Origin of the sequence: Flavobacterium psychraquaticum (assembly GCF_034497725.1) — a bacterium.
In the GTDB taxonomy this organism is placed as follows: domain Bacteria; phylum Bacteroidota; class Bacteroidia; order Flavobacteriales; family Flavobacteriaceae; genus Flavobacterium; species Flavobacterium psychraquaticum.
Window position 1 is genome coordinate 14635 of record NZ_JAXKVR010000019.1, and the last position, 15734, is coordinate 30368.

The window sequence follows — 15734 nt, forward strand, 5'->3', positions numbered from 1 at the left end:
AAAGCTATTTATTTCCCTGCTTCTTTTTCTGCATCTTGAACCATTTTTTCATTGGCAACAATAGCAAACTCAACTCTTCTGTTTTGAGCTCTTCCTGCTTCTGTATCATTTGTAGCAAGTGGTTCAGCTTCACCTAATCCTACAACAGAGAATCTTCCAGTAACTAATCCTTTTGTCGCTAAATAATTTTTAACTGCTGCTGCTCTTTGGGTCGATAAATTTAGATTATAATCATCTGCACCTTTACTATCTGTAAAACCATAAATTTTTATATCTGTATCTGCGTAACTTTTCAAAACTGGAACCAATTTATCTAAATTTTGTTTTGCTTTCGACGTTAAATTAGCTTTGTTAAAATCAAAATTTACAGAATTTTCACCCAAAACTAAACGGATACCTTCTCCTACTCTTTCTACTTCTGCACCTGGCAAAGCTTCTTTTATCTCACGAGCTTGTTTGTCCATCTTGTTTCCAATTACACCACCAGCAACTCCACCAACTACTGTTCCTAAAACTGCTCCTAAAGCGCCATTGCCACCTTTACCTAAATTATTCCCAAGAACAGCACCTAAAATACCACCGCCGACAGCACCTATAGCGGCACCTCTTTGTGTTTTATTTGTATTTTTAACCGCTTGACAACCAGTTAAGATTGAACTTGAAGTAAAAATTATCGCTACTAAATAAATTGCTATCTTTTTCATATTGCTTCTATTAAATTATTTTGTTAAACTATTTTTTATTGAATTGGTAAACAACATCGACCATTTTATTACCCACGTTTATTTTATCAACTAGCTGAAACTGTTCTTTTGACTGCACATTTACATTCAAAATATATCCTGAAGTGTTATGTTTCGCTTTCACGCCTTCAGTTAAAAACTTCATTACGAAATTTCCTTCTTTATTAATATACCAAGTGATATCACTTCCATAAGTAGAACAATTTGCACTGTTTAAAGCCATTTTACCTTTGTTGTTGTTCGCAACAAAACTCCAATCACTTCCTTCAAAACATTTTGAATCTGCTATGTTAAACGATGTCACTTTAATGTATTCAGAACCTTCATAAGCAACTGACGACAAAACCCAATTCCCTTTGATTGCGATTTCAGTTGATCGGTCTAATTTAGTACCAACCACTTTCTCCTTAGATTTGCAACCCACTGCAAAAATCACTAAGACAACTAAAATTATTTTTTTCATAGTATTCATTTAATTAGTTACTAATTTAAGTACAAATATACTACTAAAGAATGTAAATTTTAAGCTAGATGTGAATGTTGTAATAATAAATATAAATGTTATAATTTAACATTATTTGAAGGGTTAAATAGAGAACTTTAATCCATACAATTAGACACTTAAAAGAATATCAGACAATAAGCTGCGAAATGTTAGTCTTTTTATTTAAAAATTAATTAAAAAAATATATCTTGCACTTACAAACAAAAAATAGAACTTACTAATGATAAAAAGATCAGTATTTTTCGCACTATTCATTACAACATTATTGTACACGAATACTTCTAACGGACAATATAGTATTGAAGCAAATTATGGATTATCGGGTGTTTTTGAACCAAGTAGCAATGAGTTCACCCATTTTGGCGCTGGAGTTTCTTACGATTTTGATGAAGTTTACGGTATTAAATTAGATTTTGGTTCGGATAAATTTAGAGTAAACGATGTGGTCCTTGGAAAAAGTGGCATTAATGTATCTAGAATTTCTTTGCAAGGAACTTTAAATATTTCTACTGCAATAGACAGAATAAATTCGGATAAAACTTTTAATCTAATTGCACATGCTGGCGCAGGGATTTCAACAATTAAACCTTTTAATAAAAACGGAGGAAATGATAATGCTATGAATGTCATTTTAGGATTAACTCCTCGTTTTAAAATTGCAAAGGGATTATATTTTGCACTTGATACCGCTTTAGTTTTTAATATTTCACAACACTATAATTTTGATGGAAGTCTTGCATACGAGAATAAGCCAAACTCATTTACAGGAATTACCTATAACGTTACGGGAGGAATTATATACCAAATAAGAAATTATTAAAAAAAATAATCTTTTTTTAAAAACCCTAACTCACTTCTGTGAATTAGGGTTTTTACTTATGTCAATTTGTCATCTAATATAGTTTGGTCTCTATTTTGAAGTTAAGAATATTCAAATTGTTTAATTTAAATTTAAAAATATGGCATCAGGAAAAATTAACGTTTCTGTAGAAAACATCTTCCCTTTAATTAAAAAGTTCTTGTATAGCGACCACGAAATTTTTCTACGTGAATTAGTTTCCAACGCAACAGACGCTACTTTAAAATTAAAACATTTAACAACTATTGGCGAAACCGATGCAGTTTATGGCAATCCAGTAATCGAAGTTAAAATTGACAAAGAAGGCAAAAAACTGCACATTATTGATCAAGGTTTGGGAATGTCTGCAGAAGAAGTAGAAAAATACATCAACCAAATTGCATTTTCAGGAGCAGAAGAGTTCTTAGAAAAATACAAAGATTCTGCCAAAGATTCTGGTGTAATTGGTCATTTTGGATTAGGTTTCTATTCAGCGTTTATGGTGGCTTCGAAAGTAGAAATCATAACAAAATCATACAAAGACGAACCAGCAGCGCACTGGACATGCGACGGAAGTCCGGAATTTACATTAATTCCTAGCGACAAAACAGATAGAGGTTCAGAAGTAATTTTACACATTGCTGAAGATTCACTAGAATTTTTAGAAGAAAGTAGAATCAAGGAATTGTTAACAAAATATAATAAATTTATGCCGATTCCAATTAAATTTGGAACGAAAAAAGAAGCACTACCAAAACCAGAAGATGCACCCGAAGACTATAAAACAGAATTTGTAGAAGTTGATAATATTATCAACAATCCAAATCCAGCTTGGACCAAACTTCCAGTAGATTTAAAGGATGAAGATTATAAAACGTTCTACCACGAATTGTATCCAATGCAATTTGAAGAACCGCTTTTCAACATTCACCTAAATGTAGATTATCCATTTAATTTGACAGGAATTTTATATTTCCCGAAAATAACGGCTGATTTACAAATGCAAAAAGACAAAATCCAATTGTATCAAAATCAAGTATATGTAACGGATAATGTAGAAGGAATTGTTCCTGAATTTTTAGGAATGCTTAAAGGAGTAATTGATTCTCCTGATATTCCATTAAACGTATCGCGTTCCTATTTGCAAGCGGATGGAAATGTAAAGAAAATTTCAAATTACATCACTAGAAAAGTAGCTGATAAATTAAAAGCATTAATAAACGAAAATCGCGAAGATTTCGAAAAGAAATGGAATGACATCAAAATCGTTTTGGAATATGGAATGCTATCAGAACCAAAATTCTATGAAAAATCAGGGGATTTTGTATTATATCCAACAACCGATAATAAATATTATACGTTAGCCGAATTAAAAGAAACATTGGCTCCTAATCAAACCGATAAAGACGGAAAATTAGTAGTTTTATATGCGTCTAACAAAGAGGCACAACACAGTTATATTGAAATAGCAAAAGAAAAAGGTTATCAAGTAATTTTATTAGATTCTCCAATTATTTCACATTTAGTACAGAAATTAGAATCGGATAATGAAAACTTAACTTTTGCTCGTGTCGATGCCGATTTTATTGACAAGTTAATTCAGAAGGAGGAAGAAACGAGTTCAAAATTATCAGACGAAGAAAAAGAAAAATTAAAAACGGTTTTAGAAGCGTTAGTCCCAAAAGAAAAGTATACGGTTCAGCTAGAAAACTTAGACAGCAAAGCAGCTCCTTTTATGATCACTCAACCTGAATTTATGAGAAGAATGAAGGAAATGAGTGCTTCTGGCGGGGGCGGCGGAATGTTTGGCATGGGCAATTTCCCCGATATGTATAACTTAGTTGTCAATACAAATTCAGAAATTGCAACTACAATATTGGCAACCGAAAACGAAGAAGCGAAAACCAAATTGGTAAAACAAGCGTTGGATTTAGCAAAACTTTCACAAGGTTTACTAAAAGGGGAAGAATTAACAGCTTTTGTTAAACGTAGTTTTGAAAGTATAAAATAACTTTTCGGATCATTAGATCTTAGATTTTTAGAAACCTGTGAGTGCAAACTTGCAGGTTTTTTTTATCAAAATCAGTATGCAATTAAACGCTCTTCGAAGTCGCTCTTCGAAGTCGCTCTTCGAAGTCTCCTGACTTCGAATCAAAACTTCAAAAAAACGTCGCTCTTCGAAGCCTCCCGACTTCGAAACAAAACTTACAAAAAAACATCGCTCTTCGAAGTCTCCCGACTTCGAAACAAAACTTCAAAAAAACCTATTCCCAACCATTGCACTAATTCCAATCAAATTCCCTATATTTGCGCCCCTTAAAAATTTAGATTATGTCAAACAATAATATCTTCAAAGGTGTATTTTTAGTAGCATTGGGCGCCACCAGCTACGGAATGTTAGCCACTTTTGTAAAACTAGCTTATCAAGAAGAATTCACCACAGCTGAAGTAACGACTTCGCAATTCATCTATGGAATCATTGGAATTTTACTAATTAATTTATTCCAGAAAATAAAAAATAAAAATACGGCTCTTAAGGCCAGTTCAAAAAACATTTTTCAATTGATGTTGGCCGGGACTTCGCTAGGAATGACGAGTTTATTTTATTATTTAGCCGTAAAATACATTCCCGTATCTATCGGAATTGTCATGTTAATGCAAACCGTTTGGATGGGCGTCTTATTAGAATGGTTTTTAGATAAAAAAGCGCCTTCACAACAAAAAATAATTTCAGTAATTATTGTCTTGATTGGAACTGCTTTAGCCATCAACATCTTTGAAATCAACTTTAATGACACAACCAACAACTGGCCATTAGGGCTAATGTTTGGTTTGCTTGCAGCAACTTCCTTTACGACAACCATGTTCACTGCGAACAAAGTTGCTTTAGAAATTTCATCGGCACAACGAAGTTTGTACATGCTTTTGGGCGGTGCGGTAATCGTTTTTACGTTTGGAATGATCACACAAGTTACACCGTTTAATTTCGAAATTTTCGCTAAATGGGGAATTATATTAGCGCTTTTTGGTACAATTATTCCACCGATGTTATTAAATGCAGGGTTTCCTCAAACCGGAATTGGGCTGGGAAGCATCGTTTCATCTTTAGAATTACCAGTATCTGTAATGATGGCTTATGTGCTTTTAAAAGAACCGGTGCTATTTATTCAATGGTTTGGAATTGTCTTAATCATTTTAGCGATAGTCATCATGAATATCAATCTTAAAAAGAAATAAAAGTAGTAAATTAGCGGTGTATAACATCGCTTTTTTTATGCTTAATTTATTCCCCAAAGAAAAAATAACGCTCCCCTTATCGGATGCCGTTTTTGAATTTTATCCCAATTTTTTTTCGAAAAAAGAAGCCGATTTCTTATTTGAAAAATTAAAAACCGAAACGCCTTGGCAACATGATGAAATTACGTTATTTGGCAAGAAAATATTCCAACCTCGATTAACGTGTCTATTTGGAAACGAAGGAAAACCATACTCCTATTCAGGCATAACAATGCATCCAAATCCATGGAATCATACAATAATGCACATTAAAAACGAAGTAGAAAAATCTATAAATCAAAATTTCACAACAGTCTTAGCCAACCTATACAGAAACGAAAAAGACAGCAACGGATGGCACGCTGATAATGAAAAAGAATTAGGGAAAAATCCCATAATCGCATCCGTTAGTTTTGGTGAAGATCGTATCTTTCAAATAAAACACCTAAGCGATAAAAATCAAAAAATAGCATTAAATTTAAACCATGGAAGCTTAATAGTGATGAAAGAAGGCAGTCAAATCCATTACAAGCACCAAATTCCTAAAGCTACAAAACCTAAAAAAAGTCGCATAAATTTAACGTTTAGAACAATTTTATAATAATTTTTTAAAAAAAACCAATTATAATTCGTTTTTTTAAAATATTGAAAAAAAACAATAAAAATGTTTTTTGAAGCAATTTTTTCTGTAATATTGATGCATAAAACCTTTAAAAAAAAGAAATAGAATTCATCTGATGAAAAACAAGAAAATTTCAGAATTAGACAACCAAACAATTGAACGAGTTGTAGTTATGGCGCAAAAGGAAAAAAAACCTTTTGAAGTATTGAAAAATGAGTTTGGATTAACCGAGCACGACATTACTGACTTAATGTACAAACGATTATCCGAAAAAGAATTTGAAATTTGGAAGAAAAAAGCAATTTCGAGTAAACCCAAACCCAAACCCATCAAGTACAGCAAATTGGAAGACGATGATTTAGATAGCAAATATTACTTTAAAGATAAATTTGAATAAAAAAATAACTCTTGTTTCGCAAGAGTTATTTTTTTATTCAAATTTTTAACTCCAAAAAGGACGCTTTCAATATGATTCCAAATCGAATTATTGTAGTCGCTAAAATTTGACTGTAACAAACAGTTCTATTTTTCTACTAATAATTAATTCAATTTATATATAATGAGAAAAATAATTCTTTCCCTTGCGGTAGCGGGGATTTTGTGGAGTTGTAATTCAACTCAAAATGCAGTTGCAACTGTAATAAAAGATGTTGATGTAACAATCGATTTAATTAATGTAAAAGAGGATAAAGTAGTCGTAACTATTCTTACGCCTTCTTTTACATCAGAAACAGCGACATTTCACATCCCAAAAACAGTTCCTGGAACCTATTCTGAGGATAATTATGGGCGTTTTGTTGAAAATGTAAAAGCTTTTGACAGTAAAGGAGGAAATTTAAAAATAGCAAAAACTGATGAAAATACGTATGTTATTTATGATGCTAAAAAACTAACCAAAGTTACTTATTTAGTAAATGATACATTTGATACTGAAACTGGTGCCGGGTTTGGCGAAAGCGAAGACGTATTTTCTCCTGCAGGAACAAATATCAATGAAGGCGTAAATTTCGTATTAAACACACACGGATTTATAGGTTATTTCAAAGGAAAAGAAGCTACACCATACAAATTAACGGTGAAACATCCGGCTAATTTATTAGGCGTTTCTGCAATGACAGATGCCGATAAAAGCGATACTTCTGATGTTTTTATTATGCCTAAATATGCTAGCTTAGTTGAAATGCCAATTATGTATTCAAAACCTGATTTCACTTCATTTATGGTAGATGATATGGAAATCATTATTAGTGTTTATTCGCCAACCGGAAAATATACGGCAAAACAGATTACACCAAACATGGAAACGATGATGAAAGCTCAAAAACGTTTCTTAGGGCCCATAAATGCGACGAAAAAATATGCAATTTTATTGTATTTATCTGATATGAAAACTAACGATGCTAAAGGATTCGGCGCGTTAGAACATCCAACATCAACTACGGTAGTAATGCCAGAAGCAATGAATTTAGAAATGTTACAAGAACAATTAAAAGATGTCGTTTCACACGAATTTTTTCATATTGTTACGCCATTAACGGTTCATTCTAACGAAATTCAGGATTTCGATTTCAATAATCCACAAATGTCAGAACATTTATGGATGTATGAAGGTGTTACTGAATATTTCGCAAATTTATTCCAAGTAAATCAAGGATTAATTGATGAAAATGATTTTTTTGAAAGAATGGCAGGGAAAATTGCGCAAGCTCGCCAATTGAATGATAACATGAGTTTTACTAAAATGAGTAAAAACGTTTTTGATGCACCGTACAAAGATCAATATTTGAATGTTTATCAAAAAGGTGCTTTAATTGCTATGTGTATTGATATTCAAATGCGTGAAAGTAGTAATGGAAAAAGAGGAATCTTAAATTTAATGCAAGATTTATCAAAGGAATACGGAGCTAACAAAGCATTTAAAGACAACGAATTATTTGCTAAAATTACAGAATTAACCTACCCGGAAATTGGTCTATTTTTAAACAAGCACGTTTCAGGCGAAACCCCGATTCCGTATGAATTCTATTTTAATAAAATGGGCGTAACAGAAACTACAATTGAAATCACTGGAAATCCATTTTTAAAAGATCAAACGCAACCTTACATTACAGTAAATCCTAATACTAAAGAAATAGTTATTCTGCCAGAAATTGACTTAAACGTTTTTATGACTACATTAGGCATTAAGAATAATGATATAATTTTAGCTATTAATGACAAAAATTACAATTTAGACAACATTTACGACATGATTTTGTCTAGTATGAATTGGAAAGATGGTGAAGCGATTACCGTAAAAATTAAACGAGACGGCAAAGAACAAATTTTAAAAGGTAAAGTTATGATGCCAAAAGAAAAACAAGAGGGCTATCAAGCTACAGACAACGCCAAAAAAGCAGTGCGAGAAGCTTGGTTAAGAGGTTAATCTTATTAAAATAGTTATTAGAATCCTCAAAGTACTTAGTATTTTGAGGATTTTTTATTTACTTTGCGCACTCAAAACAAATAACCAATGAAAAAAATAGCTTTAGCACTACTTGCACTAGTAGTATTAGCTTCTTGCGAAAAGAAAGAAACCGTTGCAGATGCAAATGTTCACATCACCGGCGACGTAAAAGGATTAAGTCAAGGTAAACTATATCTTCAAAAAATCGAAGATACTACAGTAATTGTAATTGACAGCATTATTATTAGTGGCGTTTCTAAATTTGAAAGTCATATTAAATTAAATAGTCCAGAAATTTTATATTTGTCTTTAGATCGTGGACAAACTAATTCTATCGATAACAGTTTGCCGTTTTTTGCGGAACCAGGGAATATTACAATTGAAACTACTTTAAAACAATTCTTTGCAGATGCTAAAGTGACAGGTTCAAAAAATCACGATTTGTGGATGGAATACAAAGAAATAGGCAATCGTTTTAATGATGAAAACTTAATTTTAATAGAAAAACGTTTAAAGAATGAATTAAAACCGAACGCAACCGCAACAGACAGCATTGAAACGGCCTATCAAAGACTTTTAAAGAGAAAATACAGATACACTGCCCATTTTGCCGCCACGCACGGAGATTTTGCCTTAGCGCCTTATTTAGCGCTTTCTGAAATTGCAGATATTAACATAAGCTACTTAGACACTATTCAAAAAAGTATGAAGCCCAATGTAGCTAAATCTAAATATGGGAAAATATTTACTGATTTTTTAAAAGAAAGAAAAGCAACAGAAAAGAAATAACAAAAAACCTATCTTTAAAAACTACAGCCAAAAGTTGTAGTTTTTTTTGTGCCAAATTTTAAAAATTGATGCAAACGAAAAAACCACCACTGTTAAGTGATGGTTTTACATTTGAGCCGGCGGAGGGACTCGAACCCACGACCTGCTGATTACAAATCAGCTGCTCTAGCCAGCTGAGCTACGCTGGCAACTCAAATTCCGAGTGCAAATATAAGACTGAAATTCTAATTTCCAAACATTATTTGCACTTTTTTCAAACTTTTTTCTAGTTTAATTCGTTTATTTTCGCAACAAATTGATTAGCAGCTTCTTCGTATTCTTTACGAATTTGTTTAAAATGTGCTTTTTTATTTTCAACATCTTTTTGATTAGCTCTTGTCATTAAAGAATCAAAAGTTTCGTAAATGTTGTCAACTAAAATATCAGATGTCTCTGTAGGTTTTCCTCCATTAGTCATTTCCCAGATGTAAACGATGTTTACAATATCACCTAAAACGTAGTTGATTTCTTTTTTCAAGTTTTTAACGCTTGCCATTTCTTTATATTTTAAAATTCTGTGCAAAATTACACAATATATTTTGTACTTAGCAAATTATATCGAAATTTCTAACAAGGTGGCTTTCCCTTTTAGTATAAATCCAGTGATACAAGCCGGAATTAATATCGTATCGCCCATTCTGTAGCAATTTATTTCGCCATTTAAAATTAATTCAAACTGTCCATTGGTACACATTAAAACCGTAAAAGCATCTTTTGTGCGCTTCCACGCATAATTTTCGTGCACTGCAATAATAGCAGTAGAAAAATAAGGACAATTGACAAGGTTTACAGAATTATCCGCTTTTTCTTTATACACAATCTTCGAATCGGTTGGCTTATAATTGATAGCCTCTAGCGCAAGATCGGTATGTAATTCTCGTTTTTTACCCGAAGCATCCACACGATCCCAATCATAAATACGATAAGTGATATCACTAGTTTGTTGAATTTCTGCCAAAACTACTCCTGCTCCAATGGCGTGAATGGTTCCCGTTTCTAAAAAAAAGACATCTCCTTTATGAACGGAATATTCGTCTAATAGAGCAAGTATTTTATTGTTTTCTAAATAATGCAAATAATCGGACTGTGTGACTTCATTTTTCATCCCCACGATTAAACGGGAAGCCTCATCCGCTTGCATCACATACCACATTTCGGTTTTCCCGAAGGAATTATGACGCTTCTTTGCTAGTTCGTCATTAGGATGCAATTGAATCGATAAATCTTCTTTGGCATCAATAAACTTAAACAATAATGGAAATTCGTTTCCAAAACGCTCGATTACTGATTTTCCTAAAATTTCTTGCGGAAATAAAGCAATAATTTCGTTAATGTTTTTACCTTCTAAAACACCGTTATTAACAACACTTATATCTCCGGGAACGGTTGAAATCTCCCAACTTTCGCCCGTAGTTTCAGAAACTATAGGTTTGTTTAGATAAGTTTTCAATTTGGTTCCGCCCCAAATGCGGTCTTTTAATATTGGTGTAAAAGTTAATGGATAAAACTTCATTTTCATTTAAATAAGAATACAAATATGCGAAAAAAAAAGCTAACTACCCCTGATGGGAGTCAATAGCTCCCGATTTTTTTTCGGGACTATGACGGACAGCAGGAATAAGGAAACCAAATAATGCCCGAACCATTCGGTCCTAAGCAACGCTCTTTTTTAGTACTTGTAATGCTTTTGTAATGTGATTTTTGGCACTAATGCTGTCGAAAATATAGATACATTTACCCGAAGCATCAAAAACATAAGTAACACGACCCGGAACTAATCCAAAGAGCGCCGTGGGAACTCCGAATAATTTACGCAACTTTCGATCGGAATCTGAAAGTAAAATAAAAGGTAAATTGTGCTTTTTCTGAAAATCTTGATGCGAACTTGCAGAGTCGCCACTTATGCCAATTACTTCGGCTCCTAAATCTTGAAAATCTTGGTATGCATCTCTAAAACTGCAAGCTTGCGTGGTGCAACCTGGTGTAAAATCTTTTGGGTAAAAGTAAATTACTACTGGTTTTTGTTGAATTAACACGGTATCAAAAGCATTTCCATCTTGTTGGATCGCTTTAAAATGCGGTAGCTGATCGCCTATTTGAATTGCCATAATTATTCGCCTTTATAGGTTACAAAATTACGTGCCGTTTCATATAACGTAATTTCTAAATCAATTGAAACATCAATTAAAACACGAAGTTTATGCCAAATAATATAAGCAATATGCTCGGCTGTAGGATTCAAATCTTTAAATTCAGGAACATCTTCGTTCAAGTTTTTATGATCAAAAGCTTCCTCAATATGTTCTTTGATTAAGTCGGACAACACTTTAGTATCCATAACATAACCCGTTTCTTTATCGACTTCACCCGTTACAGAAACAGTTAAATCATAATTATGGCCGTGAAAATTAGGGTTGTTGCATTTACCAAAAATGGCTTGGTTTTTTTCCATAGACCAATCTTTGCGATATAAGCGATGTGCAGCATTGAAATGTGCTTTTCTTGAAACGGTAACTCTCATTTTGAATTTAGATTTTAGAAGTTTGAATTTAGAACTTAAGGTATTATATCCACAAAACTTATTTTATAGTTTATGGTCTTCCAAATAGTGATAAAATTTGTCGAAAATTATTTTAAACCAAACCGTATATAATTCGGGATGAAGTGCCATATCTTCCTTGATAGCCTCGATGGTCATCCACTTCCAACTTTCTACCTCGTCTGGATTTATTACTGGCGTTTCATTAGAATATCCAATCATTACGTGATCCAATTCATGTTCCGTTAAACCGTTATCAAAAGGAGCTTTGTAGATAAAATGAAATAATTCTTTCAATTCTACAACAAAACCCATTTCTTCAAACAACCTACGTTTACCCGCTTCAATATTAGTTTCGCCAGCCCGTTGATGACTGCAACATGTATTTGTCCACAATAAAGGAGAATGATATTTATGATGCGCACGTTGTTGCAGCATTACTTCGTTTTTATCATTTAAAACAAAAACAGAAAAGGCACGATGCAAGACCGCTTTTTCGTGTGCTTCCATTTTATTCATAACACCTATTGGTTCGTCTTGTTCGTTTACCAATATTACTTGTTCTTCTTTCATAACTTTTTATATACACGTCAAAAATACGAAAAAAGAAAGGATAAAGAAACTGTTTTAGCGTTTGTGAAAAGTTTAACTTATGTTGAATTTAGATGAAATAATGTAGAAAAAAGTGGCACTAAAAAGTAAATGCCAAATTTAAAACAAGTAAGCAAAATTTAAACTATCTTTGCAATGTAGGTAATAATCATACTTTGTGTTGCAATACTTTGAATTAAAGAGTTTTATACTTCTAATTTATGTTGCAATTTATTTATTGTGCTACTTTAAAAACATTTATTAATTTTAATTACGTTTATATTTAATGGCTAGACCGCAAGAAACTTTTAACAAAAAAGAACAAGAAAAACTTAGAGCTAAAAAGAAAAAAGAGAAACTAGAAAAAAAGGAAGCTAGAAAGGCTAATCCTAAGTTATCTGGTGAAGACATCTATGTGTATGTAGATGAAAATGGTCATTTGACAAATACACCACCAGATCCATCTAAAAAGATTATTGTTGATGTGGAAAGCATTGAAATCAATGTTTCAAGAAGAACAGAATCAGATGAAGCTCCAACAGAAAGAAGAGGAACAATCGACTTTTTTAATGACTCTAAAGGTTTTGGTTTTATAAAAGAAGTGGAAACGGGAGAGAAATACTTCGTACATATCAGTGGTTTAATTGATGATGTAAAGGAAGGGAATTTAGTTACCTATGATTTAGAAAGAGGAGCTAAAGGAATGAATGCCGTGAACGTTAAGAAAATATAATTTCATAACATATTTATTAAATCGCAGTTTTTATAAGCTGCGATTTTTTTTACTTTTGACACTAAGATTTTATGCAGAAAATTATAATAGTTCTTTTTTTATGTGTTTTTACGCTTCAAAATGTGATGGCTCAAAGTGTAAATAAAGACACTTTAGACATTATAAAAAAAACCTACACCCAAAACTGGGAACTTGATACGTTACACAGAAAAGGCACATTTAGGTTAGTTTCTTACAAACCTATTTATGTTACTGCAGGAAGAGTTACTTCTAAAGCAAACGAAAGACCCTTTAGTGAAAATCCAGCTTACGAAGTTCCTGAAGGTGAAGATTATAATCCGATTGAAGCTAAATTTCAGCTAAGTTTCAAAGTAAAAGTTTTCCAAGGGCTATTAAAAGGAAAAGGTGATGTTTGGGTAGGTTATACTCAAAAAGCACATTGGCAAGTTTATAACAAACAAACATCAAGAGCTTTTAGGGAAATTAATTATGAACCCGAAATTATCTTGAGATATCCAGTGAAATTACGAATATTTGGAGGTGAATTCAAATCGGTTGGAATGGCTCTAAACCACCAGTCTAACGGGCGTGATGTGCCACTATCTAGAAGCTGGAACCGCATTATTTTTCACGTAGGTTATCAAATCGATGACTGGATTATCACTTTAAACCCATGGATTAGAAGTGCTGACGACGACGATGAAAATCCTAATATCACGAAGTATGTTGGAAATGGTGAAGTAAACATCAATTACAGCTACAATCGTAGCGAGTTTTACGCCATTGCCACCCATCCTTTCAATCAACTTGAAGGTGGAAGTATCCAATTGAACTATGTCTTCCCGATAAAAGGACATCTAAGAGGTCATGTTCAATTTTTTAGCGGTTATGGCGAAACAATGATCGATTATAATCATCAGCAAACAACTATTGGATTAGGCGTTTCTTTTGCAAATTGGTAACTTATTTATTTAGAATTTCTGCAATTTTGATAGCACACTTTTCACCATCAATAGCCGCTGAAATAATTCCACCAGCATAACCTGCTCCTTCTGCACACGGATACAACCCTTTTATTTGAACATGTTCTAATGAAATAGCATCTCTTGGAATTCTAACTGGAGACGAAGTTCTACTTTCTGGCGCGTGTAAAATTGCTTCATTAGTTAAATAACCACGCATTGATTTTCCAAATTCAGTAAAACCTTCTCGTAAAATTTGGCTGATGAAACCCGGAAAAACCTCACCCATTTCTATAGAAGTGGTTCCTGGTACATAAGACGTTTTTGGAATACTTTGGGACACTTTGTTTTGGGTAAAATCTATCATTCTTTGCGCGGGAGCTTTTTGAGTTTCTCCTGCTAAATGCCAAGCCTTTTGCTCAATACTTTTCTGAAATTCCATTCCGGCTAACGGTCCAAATTTTTCAAAAGGTTTAAAATCTTCTAGTTTTAATTCCACCACAATTCCTGAATTTGCAGTGGGTTGATCTCTTTTTGAAGGCGACCAACCATTTGTTACTACTTCCCCCGGACTCGTAGCGCAAGGTGCAATTACTCCTCCCGGACACATGCAAAACGAATACATGCCGCGTCCGTTAACTTGTTTTACTATTGAATAAGGAGCTGGTGGTAAAAACTGTCCTCTATAATCGCACGAATACTGAATTTGGTCAATTAATTCTTGTGGATGTTCTGCTCGAACTCCTAATGCAAAGGGCTTTGCTTCAATCTGCACTCCTTTTCTGTGCAATAATTCATAAATATCACGAGCTGAATGTCCCGTGGCTAAAATAACTTTAGTTGCTGAAATTATAGCGCCGTTTCTAAGCACAACGCCCTGCATTTCATTATTTTTAATTACGAAATCCGTAACGCGCGTTTCAAACATAACAATCCCACCACAAGAAATAATTTTCTCGCGCATATCTTGCATAATTTGAGGTAATTTATTAGTTCCAATGTGCGGATGTGCTTCTACCATAATATCCGGATTAGCGCCAAAACCAACCAAAATTTCTAAAATTCGATCAATATCACCTCGTTTTTTAGAACGCGTATATAGTTTTCCATCCGAATAGGTTCCTGCTCCTCCTTCACCAAAACAATAATTTGAATCTTCATTTACTATTCCGTCAACGTTAATTGCTTTTAAATCACGACGACGGCCGCGTACATCTTTACCTCTCTCAATAAGAATCGGTTTTAATCCCAATTCAATTAATTGCAAAGCAGCAAATAATCCGGCCGGACCTGCTCCTACAACAATAACTTCTTGCTTATTGCTTACATTTGGATAATCAGGTAATTCAATAATTGAAGGCGTATAAGGTTCGCCTATTAAAAAAACTTTTGCTTTAATATTGACTTTCACCGATTTTTGACGGGCATCGATTGAACGTTTTAACACCACTACTTTCTGAATTTCTTTGGCGCTTACCTGAATTAATTTTGCTGCTTGTTGGCTCAACATAATTTCGTTGGCAGCAACTTCGGGCGATACTTGAAATAAAAGTTCTTTTGGCATTTTCTACGATATTCGGATTATTGGGTATTTTAAAAAAAATATTTTACAAAAATAGTAATTTGAACCTTGACTTTGTAACTTTGGCTG

At 33.2% G+C, this 15734-nt stretch carries 17 protein-coding genes and 1 tRNA gene; 9 read left to right on the forward strand and 9 right to left on the reverse strand.

What is annotated here, in order from left to right:
• Positions 1–8: 8 nt before the first annotated feature.
• Positions 9–704 (reverse strand): YiaD family glycine zipper/OmpA-like lipoprotein, encoded by a 696-nt coding sequence (locus tag T1L09_RS01075; RefSeq protein WP_322549091.1) that lies wholly within the window; start codon positions 702–704, stop codon positions 9–11.
• Between the two features lie 28 nt (positions 705–732).
• Complete coding sequence (locus T1L09_RS01080) at positions 733–1206, reverse strand: lipocalin family protein (protein ID WP_322549092.1); 474 nt, start codon at positions 1204–1206, stop codon at positions 733–735.
• A gap of 262 nt (positions 1207–1468) precedes the next feature.
• On the opposite strand from T1L09_RS01080, the gene T1L09_RS01085 reads away from it, so the two are divergent.
• From T1L09_RS01085 to T1L09_RS01115, 7 genes are all read left to right on the forward strand, one after another.
• Complete coding sequence (locus tag T1L09_RS01085) at positions 1469–2068, forward strand: hypothetical protein (protein ID WP_322549093.1); 600 nt, start codon at positions 1469–1471, stop codon at positions 2066–2068.
• 139 nt (positions 2069–2207) lie between these two features.
• Positions 2208–4097 (forward strand): molecular chaperone HtpG, encoded by a 1890-nt coding sequence (gene htpG / locus T1L09_RS01090; RefSeq protein ID WP_322549094.1) that lies wholly within the window; start codon positions 2208–2210, stop codon positions 4095–4097.
• 320 nt (positions 4098–4417) lie between these two features.
• Entirely contained in the window at positions 4418–5323 is a 906-nt protein-coding gene (locus T1L09_RS01095; RefSeq protein ID WP_322549095.1) for a DMT family transporter, read from the forward strand.
• Positions 5324–5360: 37 nt separating this feature from the next.
• A complete protein-coding gene (locus T1L09_RS01100) occupies positions 5361–5963 on the forward strand; it encodes an alpha-ketoglutarate-dependent dioxygenase AlkB family protein (protein ID WP_322549096.1) in 603 nt (200 codons plus the stop codon).
• Between the two features lie 136 nt (positions 5964–6099).
• Positions 6100–6381 (forward strand): DUF2805 domain-containing protein, encoded by a 282-nt coding sequence (locus T1L09_RS01105; protein ID WP_322549097.1) that lies wholly within the window; start codon positions 6100–6102, stop codon positions 6379–6381.
• Positions 6382–6543: 162 nt separating this feature from the next.
• Positions 6544–8409 (forward strand): M61 family metallopeptidase, encoded by a 1866-nt coding sequence (locus tag T1L09_RS01110; RefSeq protein ID WP_322549098.1) that lies wholly within the window; start codon positions 6544–6546, stop codon positions 8407–8409.
• A gap of 87 nt (positions 8410–8496) precedes the next feature.
• On the forward strand, positions 8497–9219 hold the full coding sequence (locus T1L09_RS01115) for a DUF4369 domain-containing protein (RefSeq protein WP_322549099.1): 723 nt from the start codon (positions 8497–8499) through the stop codon (positions 9217–9219).
• A 114-nt stretch (positions 9220–9333) separates the two neighbouring features.
• On the opposite strand, the gene T1L09_RS01120 is transcribed toward T1L09_RS01115, so the two are convergent.
• From T1L09_RS01120 to idi, 6 genes are all read right to left on the reverse strand, one after another.
• Positions 9334–9407 (reverse strand) — tRNA-Thr (locus tag T1L09_RS01120).
• A 77-nt stretch (positions 9408–9484) separates the two neighbouring features.
• Positions 9485–9754 (reverse strand): hypothetical protein, encoded by a 270-nt coding sequence (locus T1L09_RS01125; protein ID WP_322549100.1) that lies wholly within the window; start codon positions 9752–9754, stop codon positions 9485–9487.
• 57 nt (positions 9755–9811) lie between these two features.
• A complete protein-coding gene (locus T1L09_RS01130) occupies positions 9812–10777 on the reverse strand; it encodes a type I phosphomannose isomerase catalytic subunit (RefSeq protein ID WP_322549101.1) in 966 nt (321 codons plus the stop codon).
• A gap of 133 nt (positions 10778–10910) precedes the next feature.
• A complete protein-coding gene (locus tag T1L09_RS01135) occupies positions 10911–11366 on the reverse strand; it encodes a peroxiredoxin (protein WP_322549102.1) in 456 nt (151 codons plus the stop codon).
• 2 nt (positions 11367–11368) lie between these two features.
• Entirely contained in the window at positions 11369–11779 is a 411-nt protein-coding gene (locus T1L09_RS01140; RefSeq protein WP_322549103.1) for a 6-pyruvoyl trahydropterin synthase family protein, read from the reverse strand.
• Between the two features lie 63 nt (positions 11780–11842).
• Positions 11843–12370, reverse strand: coding sequence for an isopentenyl-diphosphate Delta-isomerase (gene idi / locus T1L09_RS01145; protein WP_322549104.1), 528 nt, complete (start codon positions 12368–12370; stop codon positions 11843–11845).
• A gap of 304 nt (positions 12371–12674) precedes the next feature.
• Between idi and T1L09_RS01150 the strand changes: the two genes are divergently transcribed.
• Positions 12675–13121, forward strand: coding sequence for a cold-shock protein (locus tag T1L09_RS01150; protein WP_322549105.1), 447 nt, complete (start codon positions 12675–12677; stop codon positions 13119–13121).
• 71 nt (positions 13122–13192) lie between these two features.
• Complete coding sequence (locus T1L09_RS01155) at positions 13193–14083, forward strand: phospholipase A (protein WP_322549106.1); 891 nt, start codon at positions 13193–13195, stop codon at positions 14081–14083.
• Between the two features lies 1 nt (position 14084).
• Here the strand turns inward: T1L09_RS01155 and T1L09_RS01160 are convergent, their stop codons facing one another.
• Entirely contained in the window at positions 14085–15647 is a 1563-nt protein-coding gene (locus T1L09_RS01160; protein WP_322549107.1) for an NAD(P)/FAD-dependent oxidoreductase, read from the reverse strand.
• Positions 15648–15734 lie beyond the last annotated feature (87 nt).